The organism is Mangrovihabitans endophyticus, from assembly GCF_014646155.1.
Classification (GTDB): domain Bacteria; phylum Actinomycetota; class Actinomycetes; order Mycobacteriales; family Micromonosporaceae; genus Actinoplanes; species Actinoplanes endophyticus.
The window spans coordinates 265,315-291,960 of sequence record NZ_BMMX01000003.1 but is presented as its reverse complement, the minus strand read 5'-3'; the positions used below and the strand labels follow the sequence as shown (position 1 = coordinate 291,960).

At 69.8% G+C, this 26,646-nt stretch carries 25 protein-coding genes; 9 read left to right on the top strand and 16 right to left on the bottom strand.

The genetic code is table 11. The features are described 5' to 3' along the window. Positions 1 to 13: 13 nt before the first annotated feature. Together IEY73_RS07485 and IEY73_RS07480 are read right to left on the bottom strand one after the other, a co-directional pair. On the bottom strand, positions 14 to 685 hold the full coding sequence (locus IEY73_RS07485) for a response regulator (protein WP_189078337.1): 672 nt from the start codon (positions 683 to 685) through the stop codon (positions 14 to 16). After that, on the bottom strand, positions 682 to 1,869 hold the full coding sequence (locus tag IEY73_RS07480) for a sensor histidine kinase (protein ID WP_189078336.1): 1,188 nt from the start codon (positions 1,867 to 1,869) through the stop codon (positions 682 to 684). Before IEY73_RS07480 ends, IEY73_RS07485 begins: the two co-directional genes overlap by 4 nt. 175 nt (positions 1,870 to 2,044) lie before the next feature. On the opposite strand from IEY73_RS07480, the gene IEY73_RS07475 reads away from it, so the two are divergent. Together IEY73_RS07475 and IEY73_RS07470 are read left to right on the top strand one after the other, a co-directional pair. Further along, positions 2,045 to 3,178: a monooxygenase gene (locus tag IEY73_RS07475; RefSeq protein WP_229715645.1), complete on the top strand. Its 1,134-nt coding sequence runs from the start codon at positions 2,045 to 2,047 to the stop codon at positions 3,176 to 3,178. A gap of 183 nt (positions 3,179 to 3,361) precedes the next feature. Next, positions 3,362 to 4,519, top strand: coding sequence for an alpha/beta hydrolase family protein (locus IEY73_RS07470; protein ID WP_189078334.1), 1,158 nt, complete (start codon positions 3,362 to 3,364; stop codon positions 4,517 to 4,519). Positions 4,520 to 4,547: 28 nt separating this feature from the next. Here the strand turns inward: IEY73_RS07470 and IEY73_RS07465 are convergent, their stop codons facing one another. From IEY73_RS07465 to IEY73_RS07445, 5 genes are all read right to left on the bottom strand, one after another. Continuing rightward, positions 4,548 to 4,952 (bottom strand): RidA family protein, encoded by a 405-nt coding sequence (locus tag IEY73_RS07465; RefSeq protein ID WP_189078333.1) that lies wholly within the window; start codon positions 4,950 to 4,952, stop codon positions 4,548 to 4,550. A 71-nt stretch (positions 4,953 to 5,023) separates the two neighbouring features. Then, the gene (locus IEY73_RS07460; RefSeq protein WP_189078332.1) at positions 5,024 to 5,482 is read right to left on the bottom strand and encodes a MarR family winged helix-turn-helix transcriptional regulator; all 459 of its coding nucleotides are present in this window, start codon (positions 5,480 to 5,482) and stop codon (positions 5,024 to 5,026) included. Positions 5,483 to 5,495: 13 nt separating this feature from the next. Then, positions 5,496 to 6,644, bottom strand: coding sequence for an FAD-dependent oxidoreductase (locus tag IEY73_RS07455; RefSeq protein ID WP_189078331.1), 1,149 nt, complete (start codon positions 6,642 to 6,644; stop codon positions 5,496 to 5,498). Between the two features lie 54 nt (positions 6,645 to 6,698). Further along, the gene (locus IEY73_RS07450; protein WP_189078330.1) at positions 6,699 to 7,943 is read right to left on the bottom strand and encodes an AfsR/SARP family transcriptional regulator; all 1,245 of its coding nucleotides are present in this window, start codon (positions 7,941 to 7,943) and stop codon (positions 6,699 to 6,701) included. 36 nt (positions 7,944 to 7,979) lie between these two features. Further along, positions 7,980 to 9,377: an AfsR/SARP family transcriptional regulator gene (locus IEY73_RS07445; protein WP_189078329.1), complete on the bottom strand. Its 1,398-nt coding sequence runs from the start codon at positions 9,375 to 9,377 to the stop codon at positions 7,980 to 7,982. Positions 9,378 to 9,648: 271 nt separating this feature from the next. On the opposite strand from IEY73_RS07445, the gene IEY73_RS07440 reads away from it, so the two are divergent. Beyond that, entirely contained in the window at positions 9,649 to 11,715 is a 2,067-nt protein-coding gene (locus tag IEY73_RS07440; RefSeq protein ID WP_189078328.1) for an AAA family ATPase, read from the top strand. Here IEY73_RS07440 and IEY73_RS07435 read toward each other — a convergent pair. From IEY73_RS07435 to IEY73_RS07420, 4 genes are read right to left on the bottom strand one after another with little or no spacing between them, the layout of a single operon-like run. After that, complete coding sequence (locus IEY73_RS07435; protein ID WP_189078327.1) at positions 11,700 to 12,134, bottom strand: hypothetical protein; 435 nt, start codon at positions 12,132 to 12,134, stop codon at positions 11,700 to 11,702. The genes IEY73_RS07440 and IEY73_RS07435 overlap by 16 nt on opposite strands. A gap of 31 nt (positions 12,135 to 12,165) precedes the next feature. Continuing rightward, entirely contained in the window at positions 12,166 to 12,603 is a 438-nt protein-coding gene (locus IEY73_RS07430; RefSeq protein ID WP_189078326.1) for a hypothetical protein, read from the bottom strand. Positions 12,604 to 12,621: 18 nt separating this feature from the next. Beyond that, positions 12,622 to 13,098 (bottom strand): stress protein, encoded by a 477-nt coding sequence (locus tag IEY73_RS07425; protein ID WP_189078325.1) that lies wholly within the window; start codon positions 13,096 to 13,098, stop codon positions 12,622 to 12,624. A 41-nt stretch (positions 13,099 to 13,139) separates the two neighbouring features. Further along, entirely contained in the window at positions 13,140 to 13,745 is a 606-nt protein-coding gene (locus IEY73_RS07420; RefSeq protein ID WP_189078324.1) for a hypothetical protein, read from the bottom strand. 228 nt (positions 13,746 to 13,973) lie between these two features. Here IEY73_RS07420 and IEY73_RS07415 point away from each other — a divergent pair, with 228 nt between their 5' ends. Together IEY73_RS07415 and IEY73_RS07410 are read left to right on the top strand one after the other, a co-directional pair. Continuing rightward, on the top strand, positions 13,974 to 15,068 hold the full coding sequence (locus IEY73_RS07415) for a DUF4037 domain-containing protein (RefSeq protein WP_229715644.1): 1,095 nt from the start codon (positions 13,974 to 13,976) through the stop codon (positions 15,066 to 15,068). Between the two features lie 79 nt (positions 15,069 to 15,147). After that, the gene (locus tag IEY73_RS07410; protein ID WP_189078323.1) at positions 15,148 to 15,609 is read left to right on the top strand and encodes a tetratricopeptide repeat protein; all 462 of its coding nucleotides are present in this window, start codon (positions 15,148 to 15,150) and stop codon (positions 15,607 to 15,609) included. Here the strand turns inward: IEY73_RS07410 and IEY73_RS07405 are convergent. After that, positions 15,596 to 16,417 carry an endonuclease/exonuclease/phosphatase family protein gene (locus tag IEY73_RS07405; protein ID WP_189078322.1) on the bottom strand — a complete coding sequence of 274 codons (822 nt, stop codon included), beginning with the start codon at positions 16,415 to 16,417 and terminating at the stop codon, positions 15,596 to 15,598. The genes IEY73_RS07410 and IEY73_RS07405 overlap by 14 nt on opposite strands. Before the next feature lies 1 nt (position 16,418). Next, a complete protein-coding gene (locus IEY73_RS07400) occupies positions 16,419 to 16,964 on the bottom strand; it encodes a GNAT family N-acetyltransferase (RefSeq protein ID WP_229715643.1) in 546 nt (181 codons plus the stop codon). Positions 16,965 to 16,998: 34 nt separating this feature from the next. On the opposite strand from IEY73_RS07400, the gene IEY73_RS07395 reads away from it, so the two are divergent. Both IEY73_RS07395 and IEY73_RS07390 read left to right on the top strand, forming a co-directional pair. Next, positions 16,999 to 17,400, top strand: coding sequence for a hypothetical protein (locus IEY73_RS07395; protein WP_189078320.1), 402 nt, complete (start codon positions 16,999 to 17,001; stop codon positions 17,398 to 17,400). 134 nt (positions 17,401 to 17,534) lie between these two features. Next, on the top strand, positions 17,535 to 18,275 hold the full coding sequence (locus IEY73_RS07390) for a phosphotransferase (protein ID WP_189078319.1): 741 nt from the start codon (positions 17,535 to 17,537) through the stop codon (positions 18,273 to 18,275). 67 nt (positions 18,276 to 18,342) lie between these two features. Here IEY73_RS07390 and IEY73_RS07385 read toward each other — a convergent pair whose 3' ends face one another. Next, the gene (locus IEY73_RS07385; protein WP_189078318.1) at positions 18,343 to 21,141 is read right to left on the bottom strand and encodes an AfsR/SARP family transcriptional regulator; all 2,799 of its coding nucleotides are present in this window, start codon (positions 21,139 to 21,141) and stop codon (positions 18,343 to 18,345) included. A gap of 142 nt (positions 21,142 to 21,283) precedes the next feature. Here IEY73_RS07385 and IEY73_RS07380 point away from each other — a divergent pair, with 142 nt between their 5' ends. Next, a complete protein-coding gene (locus IEY73_RS07380) occupies positions 21,284 to 23,158 on the top strand; it encodes an AfsR/SARP family transcriptional regulator (protein ID WP_189078317.1) in 1,875 nt (624 codons plus the stop codon). Here IEY73_RS07380 and IEY73_RS07375 read toward each other — a convergent pair. After that, the gene (locus IEY73_RS07375) at positions 23,137 to 23,364 is read right to left on the bottom strand and encodes a hypothetical protein (protein ID WP_189078316.1); all 228 of its coding nucleotides are present in this window, start codon (positions 23,362 to 23,364) and stop codon (positions 23,137 to 23,139) included. The genes IEY73_RS07380 and IEY73_RS07375 overlap by 22 nt on opposite strands. Positions 23,365 to 23,887: 523 nt before the next feature. Here IEY73_RS07375 and IEY73_RS07370 point away from each other — a divergent pair. After that, a complete protein-coding gene (locus IEY73_RS07370) occupies positions 23,888 to 24,883 on the top strand; it encodes a glycerophosphodiester phosphodiesterase family protein (protein ID WP_189078315.1) in 996 nt (331 codons plus the stop codon). Between the two features lie 209 nt (positions 24,884 to 25,092). Here IEY73_RS07370 and IEY73_RS07365 read toward each other — a convergent pair. Further along, positions 25,093 to 26,646 (bottom strand): DUF6973 domain-containing protein (locus IEY73_RS07365; protein WP_444543370.1); only part of this gene is annotated, 1,554 nt, incomplete at its 5' end.

Below are 26,646 nucleotides of genomic sequence, written 5' to 3'. Positions count from 1 at the left end.
GCGACCCCTGACATCAGCCATGCCACGGCGCGATCAGGCCGCCCTGATAGGCGATCACCACGAGTTGTGCGCGGTCGCGGGCCCCGAGTTTCGTCATGGATCGGGCGACGTGCGACCGTACGGTGAAGGGTGAAACGTACAGCCGGTCGGCGATCTCGTCGTTGGTCAGGCCGTACGCCACCAGGGTGAGGACTTCCTGTTCGCGGGCGGTGAGTTTCTCCAGTTCGGGGTGGTCCGGCAGGGCTTCGGACGTCGGCTGGTCCAGGAAACGGGTGATCAGGCTCTTGGTGGCGGCAGGGGAAAGCAACGCCTCGCCGGCCGCCACGACGCGGATGGCGTGCACGAGCTCCGCGGGCTGGACGTGTTTGCCGAGAAAGCCGCTGGCTCCGGCGCGCAGGGCACGAACGACGTTTTCGTCGTCGTCGAACGTGGTCAGCACGAGGACACGGACGTCGTCGAGGTCGTCGGCGTTCGCTATGCGCCGGGTGGCCTCGATACCGTCCATCTCCGGCATGCGCAGATCCATCAGGACGACGTCTGCGTTGAGCGCGCGGGCCAGCTCGACGGCCTCTGCCCCGGAACTGGCCTCGCCGACCACCTCGACGTCGGGCTCCGGGTCGACGAACATCCTGAAACCGGCGCGGATGAGTGGCTGGTCGTCGGCGAGCAGCAGGTGGATGGTCATCGTGCCGGTGCCACGATCGGGGCGGACAGCTCGGCGTGCACGGTGTAATGCTCCTTCGTGGTCGGCCCCGCGGTGAAGGTGCCGCCGGTCGTGGCTACTCGTTCGCTCATCCCGATGACGCCGTAGCCGGTGCCGTGCGGGGCGGGCCGTACGCCGATGGTGTTGCGGATGTCGACGGTGACTCCGCCGGCGGTGTAGGTGACGGTCAGGTCGGCGGCGCCGTCGCCGTACTTGTGGGCGTTCGTCAGACCTTCCTGGATGATCCGGTAGGCGGCGAGGTCCGCGAGAACCGGCAGCGTCCGGGCGGCGCCGACCTGCCGGTGCCGGATGTGCAGGCCGGCGGTGGTGAACTCGTCGAGCAGGCCCCGAAGCCGCGAGAGGCCGGGCACGGGGGCGTTTCCGGGAACGGCGTCGTTGGCGGAATGGCGCAGCAGCCCGATCACCGACCCCATTTCCCGCAGGACGGTGTCGGAGAGCCGGCTGATGTGGTCGAGCGCGGGCGCTACCTGCTCGGGCCGGTACGTCAGGATGTGCCGTGCTCCGGTCGCCTGCACCTTGACGGCTGCTATCCGGTGGGCCACGACGTCGTGCAGCTCGCGGGCGACCCGCATCCGCTCCTCGGCGACACGTAACCTGACTTCCTCGTCGCGGGACTGTTCCGCCTGCCGGGCGCGTTCCTCCGCCTCGGCGATGTAGGCCCGGTGGCTGCGGGCGGCATCGCCTGCCGCCGCGCCGATGCCGGGCCAGAGGAAGATGGCGAACCGATCGCCGCCGCTCTCGTGCCATAGCAGGTCGGCGAGGATCAGGACGGTCGCGGTGAGGCCGGCGGCAATCCACCCGCGCCGCCGATCAGCCCGGGTGGCGTACGTGTAGGTGAGCACCGCTACCGCTATGGTCAGTGCCGGCCTCTCCCGATGCTGCAAGACGAGGAGGACGACGGCGGCAGCGACGACGAGAACCAGGCTCGTGAGGGTGAACCAGCGGCGTATGGTGATCGCGGCCAGGGCGAGGACGAAGGCGAAGACCTGTCCCGCGTCGGGGGCAGGCAGCGCGCGGGCCGGCGCATCGATGAAGATGATGCCGACCGACACGACGGCCAAGGCCAGCGCGAGCAACGCGTCGGCCAGCAGCGGATGCCGCCGGATGCTTCGCCCGAATCCGGTCCACAGCCGATCCAGATTCATCTACGCCAGCCTATGCGGGTGCCCGCGGCGCGACGTCGTCAGATCGCAGTATCTCTGCGCGCCCTCTGGTGCGTGGGCACCAGAGTGATGTGCCTACAACGAGCCGATTGCCGACCAGGATCCGCCGGCGGAAATATGCCGTTTTATGAATTCCCGTCGAGCCGGGACCGCTGCCATGGCGGCCCTCACTCTGCTGCCCGCGCTCGCCGCGTGCTCCGGCAACTCTGAATCCGCGAGTACGAATACGAGTCCCGGTACGCATCAACACTCCGGCACGGCCGCGAACGCGGCGGCGCTGCCCCTGCGTACCGGTGAGCGGTTCCAGAATCTGGGCATGAGCCGGCCGTACACCCCGGCCCCTCCGGCGGGCGGCACCGACGACTACCGATGCATGGTCATCGACCCGAAGCTCACCGCCCCGGCATACCTGACCGGCAGCCAGTTCGAGCCGCAGAACCCGGCGATCGCGCACCACGCCATCATATTCGTCGTGTCTCCGGAGCACGCCGCCGAAGCCCGGGCCAAGGACGCCGCCGCACCCGGCGAGGGTTACACGTGCTTCGGCAACGACGGCCTGCAGGGCTCGGCCTGGGTCGACGTCTGGACCCCCGGAGGCAAGGAGACCCTGCTCGACCGCGACGCCGGCTACGCCATGAAACCGGGCAGCCTCATCGTCCTGCAGGTCCACTACAACCTGCTGGCCAGCGGCGGCAAGGCCGTAGGTAGCGACCAGTCTTCGGTCCGGCTGCGGCTCACCGACGGGACGGCGAACACCGTGCCACTGACCACAACCAACGTCGTCGCCCCGATCGAACTGCCCTGCCCCGCCGGCGAGACCGGACCGCTCTGCGACCGGGACGCCGCAGTCGCGGACGTGGCCAAGCGCTCGCCCGGCACCCCGGACCAGGCCGGGAGGCTCCTGAAAATGTGCAGCGGCGGCAAACCCCAGCCGGGAAACACCCAGAGCTGCGACAAGAGGATACCGGCCCCGATGACGGTCTACGCTACCCGTGGCCACATGCACCTGCTCGGCCGCTCCATCAAGATCGAACTCAACCCGGGCACAGCCACCGCGCAGACCTTGCTCGACGTCCCGTCGTTCGACTTTGACAACCAGGCCTTGCAGATCCTCGACCGGCCCGTCCACCTCAAGGCCGGAGACAAAGTCCGGCTCACCTGTACGCACGACGCGTCCCTGCGCGCACGACTGCCCCAGTTGAAGACCCTCCCGCCGCGTTACGTGGTCTGGGGAGAAGGCACCAGCGACGAGATGTGCCTGGGCATCATGACCACCTCACCGGACGCGTGATGCCCGCCCCAGGGCCCATACCGGTAGCGGGAGCCGCTGGGGTCGTGGGGTGATGCGGCCCGCGGTGATCCCTTGTAGAGGAGCCGCCGGAGACCCGGGGCATCTCGGGGTATTTCCCGGCGGCGTCTCGGGTCTTCGGTCATCGATGCTGATCCTCCGATGTGTTCGACGGAGGAGGATGACATGCGGGCGACGCGCGGTTTTCTCGCGGCGATGGCCGGGCTCCTGGCGGTCGGGGTGGCGCCGCCGGTGTCGGCACCGGCGGCGGTGCCGACACCGCGTAGCGCGGAACCGGTGCCGCGTACGGCGGACTGGAGCCTACCGGCGCCGACCGGCCCCAACCCGGTCGGCCGGGACGTCCTGCACCTGATCGACCGGGACCGGCCGGACCCGTGGGTCCCGAGCGGGCCACGCGAACTCATGGTCTCGGTGTGGTACCCGGCCGTCGCCGGGCAAGGCCGCCGCGTGCCCTACGCGAGCGCGGCCGAGTCGGAACTGATGCTGCGGCTGACCGGCGTTCTCGACACCACCGACGCGCCCGCCGACGCGCTGACCCGGGTGCGCACCCACGCCCGGTCCGGCGCTCCCGCGCTGCCCACCACCCGGCGACGCCCGCTGGTCGTGCTCTCCCCCGGCTTCGGCGATCCCCGATGGATGCAGACCGCGCTGGCGGAGGACCTGGCCAGTCGCGGCTACGTCGTGGCCGGGGTCGACCACACGTACGAGGCGGCAGCCGTCACCTTCCCCGACGGCCGGGTGGCCGAATGCGTCGTGTGCGCCAGCGACGTCCACAGCCCAGAGATTGCGGCCAGCCGTGCCCGAGACATCTCCTTCGTGCTCGACCGGTTGCTCGGTGGGCACCGGTACGGCCGGCTCATCGATCACCGGCGCATCGCCGTCGTCGGGCACTCCATGGGCGGGGCCGCCGCCGCCACCACGATGCTCGCCGACCGGCGCGTGGTCGCCGGGGCGAACCTGGACGGAACCTTCCAGCCGACGCTCACCCATGACCTGGACCGCCCGTTCCTCATGCTGGGCACGAGCCCACACGGCGCGGACACCGTGGACGCCTCCTGGCCGGAGAGCTGGCCCCACCTGACCGGCTGGCGCCGTTGGCTGTACGTGCCGGAGATGAACCACCGCTCCCCCAGCGACGCTGCCGTGGTCGGCGAATGGCTGGGCCTGGACATGCAGCCGATGCCCGGACCCCGCGCCGTACGTATCAGTCGCACCTATGTGGCCGCGTTTCTCGACCTGCACCTGCGGCACCGGCCGCAACCGCTGCTGTCCGGGCCGTCACCCCGGTTCCCGGAGGTCCACTTCCTCGCACCGGGCCGCTGATTCCCGCACCGGCCTCAGCGGCGTCCGGTCAATCGGGAAGTGCTGCGGTGAGATCAATCTCGACGAGTTGTCCGCGGTAGCCGAGCGAAGCCACACCCAGCAGCGTACTGGCGGTGGTGAATGCTTCGGCCAGCGGCGACGCGTTGAGTTGTCGCCACACCGAGGACAGAATCGCACTGTCCGGGCTGACCACGTAGACGACCGACCGGACCACGTCAGCCGGGGTGGCCCCGGCGGCCTCGAGAACCGCCAGGCAGTTCGTCATCACCTGCTCGGTCTGGGCGGCGAAATCTCCGGGTTCGCCGACCACCGTGCCGGAGAGGTCGAGCGGGCACTGCCCGGCGAGATGCGCCAGCCGGCCCGCGGTCGAAATCGTCACGTGGCTGTAGCCGTCCGGCACATGGACAGTGGAGGGGTTGAGCCTGTCGATCATCGGTCAACTATCGCGACGGTCGTGGCGGAAGTGAATCGAATAACGTCGGCGCAGGGCAGGCGACGCGAGCCTCAGCCGGTGCGTAGCCGCTGCATCTGTCGGGTGTAGGCGGCGCTCATCCGGTCATAGTGCTGCGAGAGAAAGACCAGTTGTTCGGTGGTGTAGCCGTTGAGCACCTCGGCCACCTCGTCTCCGTAGGACTGGTACAGCTCGACGCCCTCGGCGATCTTAGCCGGGTTGATGGTGGCGACGACTCGGCGACGGTCGGCCGGGTCACGTTCGGAGCTGATATAGCCGGCATGTTCGAGGCGGCGGATCATGCTGGTGATGGCGCCGGTCGTGAGGTTGGTCTGCTCGGCCAGTTGCCCGGCGGTCGCCGAGCCGGTGTCCATGAGGAAGTCGAGGCACTCCATGTCGGTCACGGTCAGGCCGAGGCGGCCGGCGAGGGCGTGTCGGAACAGCACGGACAGGCGCGACGACTCGCGGCCTGCGCGCTGGAACTCGGCGACTGCCCGCTCGCGTTCGTCCATGGTGCCGCCGAGGTTACCCCGCCGGGACGGTGTGCCGGTGCAGGCTGGGCAGCAGCCGGGTGAGCACGAACCGCCCGACGGCACCGCTGTCGGTCATCCGGCGCATCATGGCGGCGGCGCGGTCGACGTCCCGGAACGCGTAGTCCACCATGTCGCGCTGGTATGCGGCGATCGCGGCTTCCGGACGGCCGCCGCCGGCCAGGCGGTCGCCGAGCAGCCCCGCATCACGCAGGGCCGTGTTGCCGCCGTGGGCGCCGAATGGCGGCATGACGTGGATCGCGTCACCGGTCAACGTGGCGTGGGGCAGCGGCCAGCGCACCGGCCGGCAACCGACGGCGAACGACGCGAGCACGATCGCAGCCGGGTCGGCGGTGGCGACCAGCGAGCGGATCAGGGGATGGTAGTCCCTCACCTGGTCGACGGCCTGCTGCTGCAGCGGGGCGTCGGTGACCTCGGTCCGGCGAACGACGACACCCCACATCACATAGTCACGGGGATCGGGCACCAGGCCCACGGGCGGCGTCGCGTACCGCATGGAGGTGAAGAAGAACGCGCTGGCGGGGCGGTCGCCGATGGCCAGCACCCCGCTCTTGCGCAAGGCATCCGGCAGGTCGGGGATCGGGCTGCGGCCGTAGATGCCGGCCATGCCGCTGTCCCTCGGCTCCGCGCCCGGCGCGATCTGGCGCCGCAACGCCGAACCGACACCGTCAGCGCCGACGATCACATCGGCGTGGACGTGGCTCCCGTCGTCGAAGTGCACGTCGTGCCCATCGATGTGGGACACGGCCCGGCCGAAATGCACTCGCTCCGGTAGCCCGTTGAGCAGCGCCGAACGCAGCACCTGCCGGTCGATCTGCCGCCCGCCGTCGGCCTCGGCCTTGAAGGTGAGCGTGAACGCGTCGCGGAGCCGGCTGTTGGTGAATCGGAAGGAGCCGCCCGGCGTGCCTCCGGTGCTGAGGATCTGCGCACGGAGCTCGTCGGGCAATGCCGTACGAAGCGCTCGCAGACCGTCGGCGTCCACAGTGATGCGGTAACCCTGCGGGCGGGTGAAGGGCGCCTCGTCACGTTCGTAGACGTGCACGTCGACGCCGGCCCGCACGAGTCGGTGCGCCAGCAGAAGCCCGGACAGCCCGGCGCCCGCGACGGCGATGGAAGGAGCCATGGGAATTACCTTAACTATTAAGATAATTCCGGGCAAGTCTTCCGAGCGGACCGTTCAGCGCCTCCAGGACACCACCCGGTAGCCGCCACCGTCGGCTTCGTACCCGGCCAGTTCCGCGGTTCGCTCCGCCGTCGACGCATCGACGGTGATCGCGCCCGGGCGCGCCTCGAAGAACGCCTCCCGCCCTTCGGACAGGACGGTTCCGGCCAGTATCGGGCCGGTGGCGCCCTGCCGGGCGGAGTTCTGCAGGGTGCAGCGATCGGCCCAGCCCGATCCGACGAATGTCCTGGCGGTGCGGGCGAGTGCCGGGTGGTGCCGTTCCCGCAGTCGTTGGATCTCCCGACCGACGTCGAGTGCTCGCGCGCAGTGACCGGGTCCGGTGAACAGGCCCATCGTGACGGGGTGGATGCGCCAGATGATGATGCCCTCGCGCCCGCGGACGGCCCGCCAGATCGTCTCGTCGTCGGAGCGGCTCAGCTCCGGATCGCGCGAGACGACGATGATCGAGACCTCGGCCCCCAACTTCTCGGACGCCGCCGTCGCCCGGTCGAGTCGTCGGCGTTCACCACGCAGCCGGGGCCCGGGCTGCAGTCCCCACTCCGTGGTCAGTCTCTCGGTCATCCGGTCGTAGGCGGTCGCGGCCTCGTCGGTGCGACCGGCGGCGGTCAGAACCGCCATCAGCAGCGCGCACCACGACTCGTCGGCGGGGTGGGCCGCCGCCAACTGTGTCACCCGATCGACCGCGCCCGCCGGATCGGCTCCGCCGGCCAGCATCCAGTAGTAGTGGTCCTGTTCGAGCAGTGCCCTCAGCTCGTGCAGGGCGGTGGTCTCCGGCCATCGGGGCCCGGTCCGCAATTCCTGGAGGCCGGGCCCGGTCCAGCGCTCCAGCGCCTCTCCGGTCAGCTCGACGGCCGTCGTGTAGTCGCCCCGGCCGGCTGCCCGGCCGGCCTCGGTGTGCAGCCGCTCGACCTGCATCAGATCCGTACCGTCGGCGGGCACCAGCAATCGGACACAGCCGCCGCCGGCCGAGCGCTCGACCCGGGGCCCGTCGGCCTCGGACCCATGCGGCATGGCGAAGACCTGCTCCAGTTCCCGCACGGCCCGCTCGATCCGCGCGTGCGTGCCGGCGTCGAGGTCACCGTCCCGGACGCGCCTGGCAAGCTGTTCCCGGGACACGTAGGTGCCCGCGTCGAACGCCATCAGGGCCAGCACCTCGCGGGTCCACCACCGAGACAGATCCACCGGCTCGCCGTCCCGGAGCACCCGGACGACGCCGAGCAGCTCGATCGTGATCGCCACGTCGTCTCCCTCCGGCGTTCTCGGCGGAAATGGCGATCAGAAGATCGCCGTCTCACCCGGCCGTACGCGTCCGGCCCGTTGCTGGCAGAGCTCGATCATCTCGCCGGCGACCCAGGAGACCACCTCACCGCGGCCGAGCTTCCGCACGACGTGCATGACGGGGCCGGTCGCGATCACGCACGCGAACCGGGTCGGCGGCAGGCCGCCGCCGTCCCCCGACGGCGGGACCGCCCCGAACACGGTCCCGTTCAGATCGCCCGAACGAATCCGGTCGACCGAGCCGCTCGCGTGCAGGGCGATTGCGCAGGCAGCGGCCCGGTCGGCCGCCGTCGTCCCCGCTTCGCCGCCCGGCTCGGCGTCGGCCAGCCCGAAGTAGCTGACCATGGTCGAGCCCCGGATCTCGCCCATCACCCCACCGTGCTGCGCGACGATGTCGCCGACGTGATCACTGGTCGCCGCCGGCAAGGCCGGCGCGCACACCCGTACGCAGAGGACCGCGACGGCGCGAACCTCATGGGCCAGTTCGGACGAGTAGTCCGGGGCCCCGACCCGGGGAATCAGCGATCGGCCGGCGGCGTCCGAGCGGCGCACGGAACGGGTCACCACCGATGCGCGGGACGTGTCCACCGGCGGCGGGAACTGCGAGTCGACCGTGCGATGTTCGTCGGCCAGGATCCGCCGGTGCAGATCACGGAACTCCGCGCTCGGTTCGCGGCCGGTGTGCTCCGCGAGCGTCTTCCGGGCGTCGAGATAGGCGCGGGCCGCCTCGGCCCGCCGCCCGGATCGCTGCAGTGCGATGATCCGGGCGCGATGCAGCGCCTCCCGGCCGGGATGCTCGGCCAGCAGCCGGGTCAGGCGGACCAAGACCTCCCGGTACCGCTGGCGGGTCAGGTCGACCTGGACCAGGTCTTCGATCGTCGCCAGCCGGCGCTCGTCCAGCGCGGTGCGCTCCGGCCAGTCGATCCCGGCCAGAGCCAGATCCATCAGCGCCGGCCCCGTCCAGTGGTCGAGGGCCCGGCCCAGCTCGCGCGCCGCAGCGTCCCAGGCGCCGCCCAGCATCAGGCCACGGCCCCGGGCCCGCCGCGTTTCGAAGGTCTCCAGGTCCACCGCCTCGGCCGGAGCCTGGAACACGTATCCCTCCTCGCCTGTCGTGATCGACACCTGGTCGTCGGTCGCGAGCAGGCGCCGCAGCGCGGAGAGCAGATTGCGGACCGACGCCGGAGCCGTGGGCGGCGGGGGGCCGTCCCAGACGCGGTCGACCAGCAGTGCGGGACCGACCGGCCACCCCCGGTGCAGGATCAGCAGTGCCAGCACCGCACGGCTCTTCAGGGAGCGCAGCGGCACCGGCCGACCGTCCCCCAGCACCTGGACCGGGCCGAGAATCGAGAAGGACAGACGCGCCGACGCCACGTCGCCGAGTGACCGCTGCAGCACGCGTGGTCCTCCATGACCGGGGCGATAACCGCTTAGACGCTAGCGTGCCGGGCCCGCATCGCAAGTTGGCGGCGGGTCACGGGCACAACGCGGAGGGCCGAGCGCCAGTGACCTCCGGCGCGCGACGTTACGCATCGACCGGAGTGCATTACTCCGGCTGCGAGAACCTGGTCCGTAGCCGAGCGGACGACGACGCCACTGCGGCTGTTCCGTCGCCCGGCACCCGTCCGATCCACGGATCGGCGGCCGATGACGGGCAGGGGGCAGACGCATGACTGAGATCGCCCACGACACGGGGGTACTCCCGGGCCGGCCGCGAACCCTGGCCGATCGGGTCCGGCGCTCGCGCCGGGACGGCTTCGTCGGACGCGCCGAGGAGCGTCGGACTTTCCGCCGGGCCCTACGGGCGGAGCCCGACGCTCCCCAGGTCTTCTTCGTCCACGGCGTTCCCGGGATCGGCAAGTCGGCGCTGCTCGAACAGTTCGCCGACGACGCGCTCGCCCGCGAGTGGACCGTGATCCGGGTGGACGGGGAACGGACCGCAGCGGATGTCCGGGAGTTCGAGGAGCGGGCCCAGCCGATCCGGTACGCCAACCGGCCCCTCCTGGTCGTGGACAGGTTCGAGCACTGCCAGGCGGTGGAGACCTGGTTGCGCGAGGAGTTCCTGCCGGCGAGTCCCGAGAGCACCGTCGTTGTCATCGCCGGGCAACGTCCACCCCAACCGCAATGGACGGTCGACCCCGGCTGGCGCGCTCTGGTGCACATCATGGAGCTGGGGCCGCTGCGACCGGACGACGTCACCACCCTGCTCTCCGAGCGCGGGATCCCCGACGAGCACCGGCCGGCGATCGGGGAATTCGCCGGGGGGCATCCGCTGGCCTTGGCCCTGTCGGCCGAGGCGGCGACCGCCGGAGGCCCCGGCCGCGACGACCGGGTACCCAGCCCGCTGATCGTCCAGACCCTGCTGGAACACCTGCTCGGCGGAGTTCCGTCCGGCGTTCACGAGCACGCTCTGCGGGTCTGCGGCCTGGTCCGGCACGTCACCGTCGATCTGCTGCGTACCGGGCCGGACCCGGCGACGGCCGGCACGGTCTTCGACTGGCTCGGCCACCTGCCGGGGGTGACACCGGGCCGCAACGGGTTGCATCCGCACGAGTTGTTGAGCCGCGTCGTCCGCGCGGACGCCCGATGGCGCAACCCCGAGGCGTACGGCAGGTTGTGGACCGACCTGTGGCACGCGCTCGGGCGACAGGCCCGCTCGGCGTCCGGGGACGACGTCGGCGCGGTGGTCTCCGAGTTGTCGTACCTTCTGGGCCCGGGCCACCCCGGCCATCCCGGCCCGCCGGACCAAGAGTCGCCCGGCTCCGCCCGCGATGACACCGTGACCGAGCGCGCATACGCCCCCGGCCTCCACGACGCGCTGCTACGCCTGACCCGCGACGACCAGGGCGGCGGGGCGGCGAGGTGGGTCGCGCACTGGCTGGCGCGGCAGCCGGAGGCGTTCCGGGTCTACTCCCGGGCCGACGACCCGGCGCCCGTTGCCTGCTTCGGCTGGCTGCGCTTGCGGCCGGGCACCGACGATCTGGACACCGATCCGATGCTCGCACCGGTGCGGGACCATCTCGGCCGGCTCGCGCCGCTGCACGACGACGACCACATCGGGGTGGGCCGGTTCATGGTTCCGGCGCCGGGCGCTTCCCTGGCCGAGGCCGACCGGCTGTTCCAGGGACTCGCGGTCGAGCACCTGCGGCGGCCCGGAAGTCTGGCGGCCAGCTTTCTGCTGCTGCCGGATCCGCAGAGCCGGGTCGCCACCATGGCGAAGTTCGGCTTCGCCCTCCTGCCCGGTTCCCCGGTCGCCGGGGGCCGCACCTGGGGGGTCTTCGGCCACGACTGGCGGAAGGCGCCGATGATCACCTATCTGGACCGGATCGCCCCGGCTCTCGGTCCGGCCCGCGAGCGGCCGGGCACGATCCGTCGCCCACTCTCCAAGAAGGACCATCGGGAGGCCGTACGGCAGGTGTTGCGGGACTGGCACGACGACGACGCCGTCGCCGCGAACCCCCTCGTACGGTTCTACGGCGACGGCGCCGCCCTGCGTGACGCGCTCCAGGCCGCCGTCGGAGCGCTCGGCGCCGATCCGAGCCACATCCGGCACCACCGTGCTCTGCGTGCGACCTATCTGGAACGCGCGACGAGTCAGGAAGCCGCAGCGGCCCGGCTCGACCTCCCGTTCAGCACCTATCGACGGCACCTGAAGGCCGGGATCGACCGGCTCGACGAGGTGCTCCGCAAGCGCCGCGCCGAACCGGCCGGGCCGTTCCCTCAGCCTCGGGCGTGAAACTTCACCTTCTTGTCGTTCACGCGGTCGTAGACCCCGAAGAACGCCCAGTTCCGGTAACCACCGTCGCCCTTGCGGACGAACGTGCCCTTCCCGTGGAAGACGACCCAGTAGAAGGTGCGCTTGTTGTTGAACGGTTCACCGATCTCGTTGCAGCCGTACTTCTTCTTGTGGCCCCGTTTGACGACTCCCTCGAAGTGCGCCGACTTCTTCGCGGATCCGACGTAGACGATGACGTTGTTCTTTCCGTTGGCACCCCACTGGGTCAGCTCGCCGACGGTCTGGTCGAGATGACACGGCACGATGGTGGGCGGGTAGGCCGCGCTGGCCGGTGAGGCACCGGCAACGACGCCGGTGACGGCGACGGCACCAGCGACGAGAGCACGGACGACAGCGGTTTTGGAGGGGACGGTTCTCATGGACGGCCTTTCTGCGCTCGGCGGTCGGTGGTCAGCGAGGCTTGAAGATGACGTGCTTGTCGGTCGGTCGCTTCCAGTTGCCGAAGAAGGCCCAGTTCCGATAGCCGCCGTCGCCCTTGCGGACGAAGTCACCGGACTTGAACATGGCCCAGTGGTAGTACTTCATGCCGCTGGCCGGCTGGTCGCAGGCCTTGCGTTGGACGGTCGCGTTGAGCGTGACGCCCTTGAGATGGATGCTCTTCTCGGCGGAACCCTTCCACACGAGGATGTTGAACTTGCCGTTCGCGTCATAACCGCGCAGTTGGTTGACCTTCACCCGCAGGTCGCATGATTTCCAGGCGGCGGAGGCGGGCTGGCCGGCGACGAAGAGCGCGGACAGGGCGAGGGCGGCGACCATAGCGAAGCGGGCGCCGGCCCGGCGGATCTTCACCACATCATTCCTTCCCGGTCGGTTGTCGATCTGAGACATCACTGCCGTGCACCCACGTCAGTGGAAGTGGACGACCTTGCCGCCCTTGCCGGTGCGATTGAACTGACCGAAGAAGGCCCAGTTCTTGTAACCCCCGTCACCGAGATTGGTGAACTTGCCGCCCGTGGCGATCCAGATGCCGTAGAAGATGCCCTTGTACGTGATGTTGGCGTAGAACTTCACGCCGGTCAGTTGCGCCTTGTAGTTCACCGAGAGATTCATGATGATCACGTTGTACGGGTGCGCGTCGACCCGTGCCGCCACCTTGACGGCCCGCTGGGTGAACTCGGCCCGGTTGACCGCGTCGATGCCGTCCAGGGCATGGGCGATCTTCACGCCCGGGACACCCTTCGACTTGAAGACCGTGACGGAGGAGGGGGTGGCCATCGTCACCGGCTGATCGGCCGGGGCCGCCGCCGCGGCCGGGGCCGCCGCCGCGGCGGTCAGGGCCAGGGCGGTGGCCACGCCGAGGAACAGTCGGCCGGCTCTGCTCATGAGGTTTCGTCGCACGTCGGTTTCCTCCCTTCGGCGGATGATCACGGCTTGTGGAAGTGCACGGTCATGTTGTTGCGGGTGAACCAGCCCCGGTAGGCCCAGTTGATGTAGCCACCGTCGCCCTTGTTCTTGACCGTCCCGGACTTGAAGACGATGACCCGGAAGGGCGGGTAGCCCTTGTAGTGGTAGACGGCGTCCGAGACCTTGCCCTTGACGTTGATGGCGAACCGGCCCTTCGTCTTTCCACCCGGGGCCACCATCACGACGACGTTGTGCTTCTCGCCGGTCTTGTACCAGCCTGCCTCCAGCAGGCTGCGGACGTAGCCGGACCGGTTCTGGTTGGCGGTCGCCTGCGCGATCGCGAAGGAGAGGATCCGCTTCGCCGTGTTCAGCAACCCGTCGATCAGGTCGATGCTGGAACCGCCTTGCGCGGCCGCCGCTGCGAGGACGAGCTGCTTCTCGGCCGTCGCCGCCTCGGCCGGACTCAGCTCGGCCGGACTCAGCTCGGCCGGACTCACCTGGGCCGACGCCGCATAGGTCTGCACAGGCGAATCGGTCGGCGGCGCGGCGACGGCCGAGCCGCTGGACACCAGTGCCGCTGCGACGGCGATCGCCAGAACGCCGGAGATCTTCTTCGTTCTGTTCACACGTGACTCCTCACCTATCGCGGATCGCCCGACGGGCGTCGTGGCAGAAGTCATGCTCGTGACCGGAACCGGCCACTCTCCAGGTCGTTTCGATGCTCAGTACTGCTCACTCGTGCTCAGCGTCTCGGCTATCGCGCTGGGCGTGATCGACGAGGACCCGGTGATCGACGGCCCCGGTTGGCGGAAATCAGTCGTCGGCAACCGCCCAGCACTGCGAGGATTCGGGATGTGTCAGTGGATTTCATCTCCGGCGCCGAGTTGTCCCGCCGGCTGTACGACGACGCGGTCCGGCCCCTGCTGTCGCGGCATTTTCCCGGTCTCCCCCACAGCGCGGCGTTGATCGGCGCCGGGTCCGAGGTCCTCGGGTTCGACACCGAGCGATCCACCGACCACGACTGGGGTGCACGGCTGCACCTGTTCCTCACCACCGACGACCTCGCCCGCCACGGCGCCCGGATCAACGACCTGCTGACCGAGCGGCTGCCGGCCACCATCGCCGGCTATCCCACCAGCCTGGTTCCCACCGAGCACGGCACCCGGCACCTGCGGCACACCACCGGGCGCGTCCAGCACGGCGTCGTGATCACCGAACCCGGCTGCTGGCTGACCGGTCACCTCGGCTTCAACCCGCTGACCGGCATCACGCCACACGACTGGCTGGCCACCCCCACCCAAACCCTGGCCGAGGTCACCACCGGCGCCGTGCACCACGACGGCCTGGGAGCCCTGCACGCGGCACGGCGGGCCCTGGCCTGGTATCCCGACGAGGTGTGGCGCTATGTGCTGGCCTGCCAATGGCAGCGCCTCAGCCAAGAGGAACCGTTCGTCGGACGCTGCGGCGAGGTCGGCGACGAACTCGGCTCGGCGGTGGTGGCCGCCCGGCTGGTCCGCGACCTGATGCGGCTGCGCCTGCTGATCGGCCGAACCTATCCGCCGTACGGAAAATGGCTCGGCACCGCCTTCGCCCGTCTGCCCGACGCCGACCGGCTCGCCACCGCGCTCACCGCCACGTTGCGCGCCGGCACCTGGCGCGACCGCGAGCACCACCTCGTGACCGCCTACGAGACCATCGCCGCCCGGCACAACGAGCTCGGCCTGACCACACCGGTGGACCCGTCCGTCCGGCCCTTCCACGACCGGCCCTTCCGCGTCCTGCACGCCGAACGCTTCGCCCAGGCGCTGATCCGCAGCATCACCGACCCCGCCCTGCGCTCGCTGCCACTGATCGGCGCCATCGATCAGTTCGTCGACAACACCGACGCGCTCAGCCGCCGCACCCACAGCCGCGCACTCACCGCCGCCCTCTACCCGCAGCCCCAGTAGCCCAGCCGGCCCATGCGGGGGACAACCCCATGGAGCGGGCCCGGCGCGACAGTACGGACCACCCGGAGGGGAGACGCCGATGGTCACCGATCCCACCCTCGCCCGCATCGGCGAGGCAGCGCAACTGCACCATCACCAAGGTCAGCGTGACGCCGCTCGCCGCCTGCTCAGCCAGATCTGGGATGAGATCGGCGGCGAGCACGGCAACGCGCTGCACGTGTGCGTGCTCGCGCACACCATGGCCGACGTGCAAGACGACGTGCACCAGGAACTGCTCTGGGACCACCGGGCACTCACCGCGGCCGACCTGCTCACCGACGAGCGGACCGCGCAAGCCGGCGTAGCCGTACCGGTCGCCGGCTTGTACCCGTCGCTGCACCTCAACCTCGCTGACTGCTACCGCAGGATCGGCGACCTCGACCGCGCCCGCGAGCACCTGCACCACGCCCAAGCCGGAATCGACGTGCTCGGCGACGACGAGTACGGACAACTGATCAGGAGCGGCCTGAGCACATTGACACGGCAGCTCACGAATCCGTGACCGCGCGACCGACTGGACCGGTCTCAAGAATCAGCACCCGGTGATCGGAGACCTCGGGCTCGGCCAGAATCTCGAAACGGTTGACGGCGGCGGGATCGGAGACGAGCAGATAGCTGGCGTGTCTGGTCGGCTTGCCATAGTGAGACGTACGGGTGTCCGCCCCGCCGACCAGGTCGGTGAGGCCGAGACCGGCCAACACGCCGAACGTCTCGCTGTCGGGCAGCACGTTGAAATCGCCGCACACCACCACCAGATCCTCCGGGCGGCGGATCCGGCGCACGAGACCGGCGAGCCGTTCGGCCTGGCGGCGCCGGGCAGGGGTGTCGGCCTTGCCGCTCGGATCGCGAAGTCCGTGCATCTGCACGACCCACACTGGCCGGCCGGCGGCGCGATCGACGGTGCGCACCGCGAGGGCCGCGCGTGGACGGTCGGAGACCCATTCGGCATGGTCGGCGAACTGTCCGTGCACGAAGGCGGAGTCGACGCCGACGACCGGCAGGTCTTCACCGACCATGGTCGCCACGCCGAAGTCCTGCCGACGGCGGTGTCCCGTGTCGTCGTGCACCGGGCCGGAATCGCTCGTCACGAAGAACGCTTGATGCCGGGGCAGGACACCGCGTACGTCATCCAGGAGAGTGGCGCGCTGCGGCAGGCTTCGCTCGCCGTCGGCGAACCGGGTCCAGCCGGTCGCACCGGGAGTCCGCGTCACCTCCTGCAGGCAGACAATGTCCGCCCCGCTGCCGGGAAGCCATGTGAGCAACTCGTCGGCCAGCGCGCCGCCCCAGGCGTTGACGCTCGCGATGCGCACCTCACAGCTCCATCGTGTAGACGCGGACCCGACGGCCGGTGTCCGGCTGCTCGGTCTCGCGTTCCAGCGACATGCCCAGCTTGATCATCACGCGCGCGGACGCCTCATTGCCGACGACATGGATGCTGACCAGCCGCCGCAGACCGAGCTCGGCACCGGCGTGGGCGACCACGGCCCGAGCCGCCTCGGTGGCCAAGCCTCGCCCCCAGTACGCGCTGCCGAGCCGCCAACCGATCTCCACGGCCGGCAAGATCTCGGGCAGGAAGGTCGGCACCGCCAGCCCGGTGAAGCCGGCCAGCTCACCGGTCTGTTTCACCTCCACCGCGTACAGGCCGAAGCCGTGCTCGTCCCAATGCCGGCGATAACGGGCCAGGCGCTCCGCGGTCGCGGCCCGGTCCAGGGTGTGGCCGTCGTGGATGTAGCGCATCACCCCGGGCTGCGCGTTGATCGCGGCGAGTCCGTCCAGGTCCTCGCTTCTCCAGCGGCGCAGCAGCAGCCGCGGAGTCTCCAGGGACGTGGCATCAGGGGAGTTTGTCCGGTCGGGCACGTCCCTTCGTAGCATCTCTCGGGCCGTCCGTGGCGTGTTCCGCTCCCTGGCGGAGGACAACCCCGTCCAGATGGTCCTTACGACCTCGGACCTCGGTGCGCTCGGCGCGTTGTCTCTCCATTCAGCACAGTCGTTCGACACCACGTCCGGACGGGTTCTTCTCACGTACTGGAGGGTACGGTTGTCGGGTACGACGCTTTCCGCCGAACTGACCGATCCGCACCTCAGCGAAGCTGCAGCGCTCAACGTGTTCAACGGCCAGCGCCTGCTTGTGCCGTGCCGCCCCGAGATGGGTTCGCTGCCGCCCTGGCCGATACCGCTGGATGTCGGCTCCGCCCTGACCGGAACCATCGCCGACGGACGGGTACGTCTGCAGCTCACCTCGGTATCGACCGACCAGCTTCTCGACCTCGACCTCAGCTTCGCCAGCGACTGACCCCGGCGGGTCATCCTGGTAGGAAGCCATCGCGCCCTTGGTACTACCGCGAGGGTCATCATCGAATCGCCTGCGCCGCACGCTCGGGCGATAATCGCGAGACACCGCGCGAACCTGCCGTGATACTGGCCGGAGTGGACGAGGTTCAGGTCGTGGTCGCGCACTCCGAGCGGGCGACGCTGCGCGTCGGCGACGTCTTCCTCAAGGTGGACGCCGACCCTGCGCGCCTGGACGCCGAGGTGGAAGCGATGGCCGCGGCGCCGCTGCCGACGGCTCCGATCCTGTGGCGCAAACCATCGGTGATGGCGCTCGGTGCCCTCCCCGGCAAGGCCCTCGGCCGCCTCGGCGAGCCGTCCCCCGCCTCCCCCGCGGCCTGGGCGGCCGCGGGTGCCGCCGCCCGCACGCTGCACGACGCCCCACTGCCCGCGCGCCCCGGCCGCAGCGCCGACTCACGGGTGCGGGCGGAGTTGGAATCCGAGTGCGAACTGCTCGTCGCCTGCGGCGTCCTTCCCGCCGACGTGGTCGCCCGCAACCGTGCGGTCGCCGAGGCCGCCTTCCGCGCGTTCACCCCGGCGTTCACGCACGGCGACCTTCAGATCACCCACGTCTTCACCGACGACGACCGGGTCACCGGTGTGCTCGACTGGTCCGAGGCCGGGCACGGCGACCCGATGTTCGACCTGGCCACGCTGACGCTGGGCCACGAGGACCGGCTCGCCGACGTGCTCGCCGGTTACGGCACCGCCGCCGAACCGGACGCCATCCACGCCTGGTGGTCCCTGCGCAGCCTGCTCAACGTCCGCTGGCTCGCCGAGCACGGCTTCGACCCGTTCGCCCCGGGTTGCGAGGTCGACGTTCTCCAATCCCGCATGTAGCGGGCCGGCCCACCGGCCGCTCTCCATGGCCGGCGGGCGCCCGCCAGACCATCGGGTGGGTTGCGGGTCAGCCGAGCTCCCGCAGCTTTTTCCGGGCACGTTCGGCATCGACATGACCGAGCGCCTCAAGCAGTTTCAGAGCGCGCTTCGCGCTGGCCGCCGCGGCGGCGGGATGGTTCGAGGTCTGCAGGGTGTCGACGAGGTGGAGGAGGGTGTCGGCCTCGAAATACGCATCGCCGGTCTCGGCGTACAGGTCGATAGCCCGCCGGAAGCAGTCGCGTGCCTGGCCGTAGTCGCCCCTCTGATGGTGCGCATATCCCTGACTGTCCCAGGCTGACGCCGCGCCGCGAGTGTCGCCGAGATCCATCGTCAGGGCCACCGCCTGGGCGCAGATGGTGAGCGCCTGGCCGTGGTCGCCGAGGCGGGCGTGGTACCAGCCGATCGCGTTCAGGGCGTTGGCCTGGCCGTAACGCTGGTCGCCGGCCAGGAATGCGGCGTACGCCAGTCCGGCGTGTCTCAGCGCCTCGTCGAAGACTCCGGTGCGGGCGTGGAGCTGGGCGAGCGTCATGCGGGTGTGCCCTTGTGCGGTGTGGTCGCCCAGAGTCTCGGTCATGGTGAGGGCTCGTTCGAGGTGTTCCCGGGCCTCGTCGTACAGCGCCTGGCGGCTCGCCGCGAGGCCGATCAGCCGGTGAGCCCTCGCCTGACGGCGCAGGTCGCCGATCCGGTGGGCCGCCGCCAGCGCGACCTTCTGAGTGTCGGCCATGTCGCCGTAACGGCTGCGCAGGTCGAAGAAGCGCGCCATGGTCCACGCCAGCTCGGCTGCCCGGCGATCGTGCCCTGCGTCCACGGCTGCCCGCAGCACGGCGAGCAGCACCGGCAGTTCCTCGGCGAACCAGGTCACCGCCTGCGGCGAGCCGTCGAAGGCCACCGGTCGCACGCCGGCGCTTGGTTCACCCGGCTCGGGCCGGTCGCCGTGCGGAAGGATCGCCCGCGCGCCGGCTGACGCGCTGTGCAGGTAATGGTCGATGTCGCGCTCGACCGCCGCCCGCTGGTCCGCCTCGCTCTCGTCCTGCTGGGCCATTTCCGCGGCGTACGTCCGCAGCAGATCATGCATGGTGAAGCGGCCGGGCCTCGGCTCGGCGACGAAGCTGGCCTGGACCAGTTCGGCGAACCACCGGCGTACGTCATCCGGGGCGGCGCCGGCCAGGCTGGACGCGGCGCTGATGGTGATGTCGGGGCCGGGGTGCAGGCCGAGTAGCCGGGCCAGGCGCCGCGCGCCGTCGCCCAGGGTCCGGTACGACGAGGAGAAGACCCGGCGGATGTCGGTGGCCGTGTCCCCGGTGTTCAGCGCGTTCAGTTCGCCGTCGCCGAGCTCGGCGGCGAGGGTGACCAGGGCGAGGCCCGGGTCCACGGCGGCGCGCGCGGCCACGACCGTCAGCGCGAGCGGCAGCCCCGCGCAGCGCGCGATGATCTCGTTGGCGGCCTCGGGCTCCGCCGCCGCCCGGTCGGCGCCGATTCGGCCGACCAGCAGCTCGCGAGCCTGCACCGGGGAGAACACGTCGAGGCTCAGCAGCCGGGCGCCCTCCGTGGCGACCAACCCGGTCAGCCGGTCGCGGCTGGTCACCACCGCGACGCAGCCCGGCGATCCGGGCAGCAGGGGGCGGACTTGTTCGGCGTCGCGGGCATTGTCGAGCAGGATCAGCATCCGCTTGCGCACCAGCATGCTGCGGTACAGGTTGGCCTGGGCGTCCACGGTGTACGGAATGCGCTGCGCCGGCACGCCGAGCCCGTCGAGGAGCATCCGCAGAGCATCACCGGGCGTCGCCGCCAAACCGGTCGGTTCGAACCCCCGGAGGTTGACGTAGAGCTGCCCGTCGGGGAAGCGCGAGCGCACCCGGTGTGCCCAGTGGACGGCCAGGGTGGTTTTGCCGACTCCTGCGATGCCGGCGATCGCCGAAATGACCACCGGCACCGGACGTACCGTCCCGGTCGGCATCAGCTCGTCCAGCCGGTCGATGCTGTCCGACCGCCCGGTGAAGAACGGCTGGTCGGCAGGCAACTGTTCCGGGGCGGAGACCTGCTCGGCGGCGGGCGGCGGCGTGGGGCTCGCGTTGAGGATCTCCCGCTGCAGGTGGCGCAGCTCCTCGCCCGGTTCCAGGCCGAGCTGGTCGACCAGCTTCTGCCGGGCCTGCCGGTAACTCGCCAGGGCGTCAGCCCGGCGGCCGCACCGGTAGTACGCCAGCATGAGCTGGCCGCGCAGCCGCTCATCCAGGGGGTGTTCCTCGACCAATGCCACCAGCTCCGCCGTCACGGCGGCGTGCCGCCCCAACCGCAGGTCGGCGTCGATGCGGTCGGTCAACACGGCCAAGCGGTGTCGCAGGAGGCGGGTACGGTTCTCCTCCAGAGCCGAAGCCTGCACATCCTCGAACGGCAGGCCCTGAAACAGGTCCAGCGCTTCGTGCAGCAGGCGAGCCGCCTCCGCGGCGTCACCTGCGGCGAGCCGTTCCCGGCCCCGGTCGGCAAGCGTGACGAAACGGTGCTGGTCCAGTTCACCCGGCTCGACTCGCAACAGGTAGCCGGGCGGCCGGAACTTGAGCCGGTCGTCACCGGCACCAGCCTCATCCAATCGGCGACGCAGTTGGGAGACGCGCACCTGCAGGGCGGACCGGGCGGTCCGCGCTGACCGCGGCCCCCACAGCAGGCCGGTGAGTCGCTCGGCGCTCACCACCCGGTTGGGGTGCAGCAACAGCATGGTCAACAGGGCGGTCCGCTGCTCGCCGCCGAGCCGCACCGGAGTACCCGAGACCGTGACTCCTACCGGGCCCAACAGGCGGAATTCGACCGGATCAGGTGCTTCCGCGCTCATCGAGATCACTGTACGACGGTGGCGGTCAAGGCCCGGTTCCGGGTGACCTGACCTGTGTGGACGATGCTCCGGGTAAGCCTGCGGTAAGCGCCCGCGGTGATCATCTCGGGGTAACGCACCCGCCCCGATGGAGGTCAGGACGGTGACGATCAGCTTCCGCGTGCTCGGGCCGTTGGAGATCCGGCAGGGCGCGAGCACGGTGCCGCTCCCGGCGGTCAAGCCACGCGTGCTGATGGCATACCTGCTGGCGCATGCGAACCGTACGGTTCCGATCGACGACCTGGTCGGGGAGATTTGGGCCAGCTCACCGCCGCCATCGGCGACCGCTAACGTCCGCACCTATGTGGCCGGCCTGCGCCGCAGCATCCGGCGGGATTCGCCGTCCCTGCAGATTCTGGCGAAGCCGGGCGCGTATCGGCTGACGGTGACCGGCGGTGAGTATCTCCTCGACATCGACAAGTTCCGCAACCTGGTGCGGCTGGGCCGTACCGAGATGGCGGCCGGGTCGCCGCATGGCGCCCTCGAATTTCTCGACCGGGCGCTTGAGTTGTGGCGCGGGCCGGCTTTTGAAGGGGTCTCGGACGGACCGGTTCTCGGCGCCTACGCGTCCCATCTGGAGGAGGAGCGTGCCCAGGCGATGGAGGAGGCGTTCGAGGCCCGGCTGGCACTCGGCCGCTACGCCGAGGTCGTCCCGGCGCTGCGCCGGCACATCCGCGCGGAACCCTTGCGCGAGCGGCCGTACGCGCTGCTGATGACCGCGCTGTACCGGTGCGGGGACGCTGCGGGGGCGCTCGACGTGTTCGGGTCGGCCCGGCAAGCGCTGACCAGCCACCTCGGCATTGAGCCCGGACCCCAGCTTGCCGAACTGCACCGCGCCGTCTTGGAGCGCAATCCCGCGTTGGAGCCGGTGTTCGTACCGGAGTCGGGGGCCGTGGGAACGCCGTTCCTCACCCCACCGGCCATTCCCGAGTTCCGTGGCCGGTCGGCGGAGATCGCGCTGGGCTTCGGCGTTCTCACCGCCACTTCGCGCTCCACTCCTGCGATCCTCGCCGTCTCGGGCATGGCCGGGGTCGGCAAGACGGCACTGGCCGTCACGCTGGCCCATCGGGTGCGAGCCCACTACAGCGACGGCCAGCTCTACGCCGACCTGCACGGCGATGATCGTGAACCGACGGCGCCCGCACAGGTGATCCGGCATTTCCTGGATCTGCTGGAGGTACCGTCCGAACGCGTACCCGAAGGGCTGGCCGAGCGGGCCGGGCTGTTACGGAGCCGGCTGGCCGGCCGACGGGTCCTCGTTCTTCTGGACAACGTGGCGGACGAGAGCCAGATGCGCGCGCTGTTGCCCGGTAGCGCCGACTGCGCGGTGCTGGTAACCAGTCGCCGACGGCTGTCCGCCTTGGACGGAGCGGATTTCCTCGATCTCACCTGTCCGGCCGAGCCTCAAGCGATGGCCATGTTCGCGGGCTTCCTCGGCCGGGAACCGGCCACCGTGGAACGGGCTGCGGCGCGGGAGATCGTCCGGATGTGCGGTTCGCTGCCGCTTGCCCTGCGGATCGCGGCGGCCCGGCCTCGCCGGCCCCTGCCCCAGACGGCTTCGCTGCTGCGCGACGAGGCACAGCGGCTCGGTCGGCTGCGGGTCGGAGACTTGGCCGTACGGCCGCGGTTCGCCAGCGGCTATGCGGCGCTGCAACCGGCCGATCGGCGGGTGCTGCGGCTCGTGAGTCTGCTGTCCACGCCGGACGTCACCGTTCCGGTCGCGGCGGCCATGACGGGCGACGGCACCGGCCCGGTCACCACCTCGCTGGAGAATTTGGCCGACGTCCACCTGCTCATCGAGACCGTGCCCGAGGACGGCGGACCGGCTCGCTACCGGTTCCACGAACTGGTGCGGATCTTCGCTCGGGAACGGGCGGAGTCCGAGGATCCGCACGCCGCGCGCGTCATGGCGGCCGGTGGCGGTGGCCGCAAGCCGGCCACCGCCACCGTCAAAGGTCAGCGCAGCCAGAGCTCGTAGCCGTTGACCCCCTCGTAGGTGCACGAGTACTCGCTCCAGTCCGGGCCCCGGACCGCGAGCGACCCGTCCATGGAGCACGCGGCGTAGGTCGGATAGAAGCCGTGCCGCGTCCATGGCTGCTCGGCGAGAGCCGGCGCAGCCACCGCCCCGATCACGCCCGTGGCGAGCGCGCCGATCACGGCCAGTCGAGCGACGTTTCTCCGCATGATGATCGAACTCCTTCGAGAGGGATCTAGGATCGACGGCAAGCCTAGGAACGACACATACAGCCGAGTTACAACTCCAGCGGACCCGCCAGGTCGCCCAGCTCGACCCGTTCACCTCGTCGAGGCCGCGGGAACGCGTGAGCCGCACCACCGTGCGGGGATGCGACCGCCGCTGTCGGCTGCATCCCCGCACCCCCGTTCCTCCGGCGCGACACGTCTTCGCATCGTCTCTTCGCATCGTCGAAATCATTTCGCGGGTCCAAGCTTGGCATCGATCAACAACCGCCCTCACCCTATGAGGGCGGAGTACAGCCGAGTTACAACCCGCGGCTGCGGAGCCTCTCCGGACAGCGCTGCCGCCGCTGGTCAACGGCGCGAAACCGACGGGATCGATGCCAGGTTGAAAAGGTTCATGGGGACGGGGACTGAGCGTCGCGGAGAACGACGACCTTCACCGGGATTTCTCCTGGCGCTCAGACAATGACCGTCTGCGGGTCTCGCCGGTTCCGGAACGTGGGCAGGCATGACCCTCATCGGATTGATGCGCGCCGCGGCAATCTCGATGTGCTTGATCGGCATCGCGGTCACGACGGACAGCTCCGCCGTGTCGGCCCGCTCCGGAGCATCTCGGCACCAAGCCCGGGACGTAGCACATCAGGGCGGGGAGAACGAGGCGCCCTCGAACACCATGTACGCGTTCCGGCATGCGGTTGCGGTGGGCGCCGACATGCTTGAGATGGATGTGGAGTCCACTTCGGATGATGTCCTGGTGGCGATCCACGACGCCGGCGTCGATCGCACGACCGACGGGACGGGGCTGGTCCGCGACATGACCTACCGCCAAGTCCACACGTTGGACGCTGCCTACAACTTCATTCCAGGGCAGAGCGCAGTTCCCGGGCAACCGGCCGAGGCTTACACCCTTCGCGGTGTCCGCACCCACGACCGGCGACCGCCTCGCGGATATCGCGCGGACGACTTCGCGGTCCCGTCCATGCGGGAGGTGCTCACGACCTTCCGACACGTGCCGCTCAGCGTCGAGATCAAGGGGACGACCGATGCGGACACCGAGTCGTTCCTCCACAACGCGCGGCTGCTCGCCGCCCTGGTGCACCGGATGCATCGGACCAGGGACATCGTGGTGACTTCATTCAACGACGACGCGCTGGCCGAGTTTCACCGGCTGGCTCCGGCGGTCGCACTGGCTCCGGGACGTGCGGGGCTGACGGCCTATTTCCTGGCCGGCGTCAAGCCGATCGACGGGACCTCGGTGCTGCAAGTACCGGTGCGGTTCGCCGGGATTCCGGTCGCCACCAGCGAGTTCGTGGCACGGGCACACGCGGACGGGTACGCCGTGCAGGTTTGGTTCAGCGGCACCGCCCCGGAGAATGCGACAACCTACAACCAGATCCTCGACACTGGCGCGGACGGCTTGATCGCCTCGTGGCCGACCCTGCTGGAACGCGTCCTCGACGAGCGACGGCACCCGCGACCGTCGCCCCCGCACACGGCCACGTGATCCGCGAAGCCGTGAGCGGGACCGAGCCGCGTTCACGGACGGAGAACCTCGCCCCGTCCACGGACTTTGAGTCGAGCCCGGCGTGACGTCGCCGTCGTCACGCCGGGCTCGGGCGCTGCTTGGGCCGCGGCGAGCTCTTGGAACAAGGTGAGCTGCCAATCGGCGGGGCCGCCGACCTGGCATTGAGCACCGCCACCGACCGACCTCAATCAGGTCGGGTCGCCTTCCAGATCGGTACGCGACTGCAGCTCGCCCTTCTCCCACATCTGATGGGCCGCGTCGAAACACTCGTACGGCGCCGTCACCTGATCGGCCAGTTGCTGCCCCTTGACATTGTTGATCTCGTCGGCCCGGTTGTCCTCGTCGGTTCCCGGCCTCGCCACTTCATGGGCGTCACCGACCTTCGTCGCGAAGTCCGCACCGAAGGCCTTTTTCAGGTAGCACTGCCACAGCGCGTGGCGAACGGCGTTCTGCTCCTCGGCATCGGTCATGTGCCTGACCTCGAAGTAGACGAGGGCGTAGACGAAGAGCACCCGATCCACGGGGATGTTCGCGTCCCGTACGACGTTGTATTCCTCTTCGGAGAAGTTTTTCCCGAACCACCTCACATAATCCGGGATACTGTCGAAGGCACCGTATCCCGACCTCTCCAGACGATCCGCCAGGGAAGTCAACTGACGTGCCAGATCCGTGATGAATTCGTGGTACGTCCGAGTTCCCATCGGCGGTGGCTCCGCCGGGGACGAGCCCCACATGAAACCGGACACCCAGGCCGCGGTCCTGGGTTCCAGCCCCGCGTACATCGCCGCCGTCAACCCGGCCACGGCTACCGGTTGTGGCGAGTTGCGCAGCCGGAAGGCCACGGCAGCCAGAAGGGCTATACCGGCGGCGAACAGGAGTGTGGTGGTTGCGATGAACCGTTTGTTGAGCTGCGCTGTCGAATCCAATGTCTGGTAGACGTCCGCCGAAGGAACGGTGTTGCACGCGCACCAGAAGGCCACGCCCGCGGGAACGTCCATCGACATGGTCCAGTCACCGGCCGCCGGGTTCTTGACAACGAGGCACTGCACCGACGATCCCGACATGATCACGAGTTGGTTGTCGTCCTGGGCATCGTGGTCGTACTTGGTTCCGTCGGGTCCGGTGACGGTCATCTTCGCACCGGCCGGGAACTCGGCATCGTCGATGCTGCGACTGAGGACCACATAGAGATAGGGAGCCTCCGCCTCGACGTTCAGCGCATGACTGGAGACGTGTCGCTGATCGGGGCCGCTCGTGTTGTTGCACGTGCAATAGCTGTAGGAATTCGCGCCGTGCAGGTCCAGCCAGCCGCCGCGGGAAGCCGGCAGGTCGAGGATCGTGCTGAACAGGCTCTTGTCCGCTGTGTGGGTCTCCATGGCTACCCGTGTGTTGCAGGCGATCGCCGGGGACTCGCCGTCGCCGATCCGCATGCTCTTCTCGTCGTCCCAATGGATGGCGCCGCCGTCGACGTGACCGGTGCCACGAGACCAGCAGACGGCGGAATTACCCTGGCCGGCCTGGTGTATCTCCACCACCGTTGCGTCGCTGGTGACGGCGACCGATGGGATGATCCCGGTGTCGTATTGGACGCTGTCGCCGAAGTCGATGGCATCTCCGTTGATCTTGCCAACGTGGTTCCAGAGGGTGTCGTGATTCTGCGACTGGTGAACCTCCACCACCAGACCATCATCGGCAATCGCAACCGACGGACTCACACCATCGTCATACCGGACGGACCTGCC

Coding starts and splice junctions, on each gene's coding strand:
- IEY73_RS07480 (WP_189078336.1), bottom strand. CDS start 1,869: ATGAATCTGGATCGGCTGTGGACCGGATTCGGGCGAAGCATCCGGCGG.
- IEY73_RS07385 (WP_189078318.1), bottom strand. CDS start 21,141: ATGAGCGCGGAAGCACCTGATCCGGTCGAATTCCGCCTGTTGGGCCCG.
- IEY73_RS07460 (WP_189078332.1), bottom strand. CDS start 5,482: ATGGACGAACGCGAGCGGGCAGTCGCCGAGTTCCAGCGCGCAGGCCGC.
- IEY73_RS07455 (WP_189078331.1), bottom strand. CDS start 6,644: ATGGCTCCTTCCATCGCCGTCGCGGGCGCCGGGCTGTCCGGGCTTCTG.
- IEY73_RS07475 (WP_229715645.1), top strand. CDS start 2,045: ATGGCGGCCCTCACTCTGCTGCCCGCGCTCGCCGCGTGCTCCGGCAAC.
- IEY73_RS07440 (WP_189078328.1), top strand. CDS start 9,649: ATGACTGAGATCGCCCACGACACGGGGGTACTCCCGGGCCGGCCGCGA.
- IEY73_RS07370 (WP_189078315.1), top strand. CDS start 23,888: ATGACCCTCATCGGATTGATGCGCGCCGCGGCAATCTCGATGTGCTTG.
- IEY73_RS07375 (WP_189078316.1), bottom strand. CDS start 23,364: ATGCGGAGAAACGTCGCTCGACTGGCCGTGATCGGCGCGCTCGCCACG.
- IEY73_RS07430 (WP_189078326.1), bottom strand. CDS start 12,603: ATGTCTCAGATCGACAACCGACCGGGAAGGAATGATGTGGTGAAGATC.
- IEY73_RS07470 (WP_189078334.1), top strand. CDS start 3,362: ATGCGGGCGACGCGCGGTTTTCTCGCGGCGATGGCCGGGCTCCTGGCG.
- IEY73_RS07425 (WP_189078325.1), bottom strand. CDS start 13,098: ATGAGCAGAGCCGGCCGACTGTTCCTCGGCGTGGCCACCGCCCTGGCC.
- IEY73_RS07465 (WP_189078333.1), bottom strand. CDS start 4,952: ATGATCGACAGGCTCAACCCCTCCACTGTCCATGTGCCGGACGGCTAC.
- IEY73_RS07485 (WP_189078337.1), bottom strand. CDS start 685: ATGACCATCCACCTGCTGCTCGCCGACGACCAGCCACTCATCCGCGCC.
- IEY73_RS07435 (WP_189078327.1), bottom strand. CDS start 12,134: ATGAGAACCGTCCCCTCCAAAACCGCTGTCGTCCGTGCTCTCGTCGCT.
- IEY73_RS07410 (WP_189078323.1), top strand. CDS start 15,148: ATGGTCACCGATCCCACCCTCGCCCGCATCGGCGAGGCAGCGCAACTG.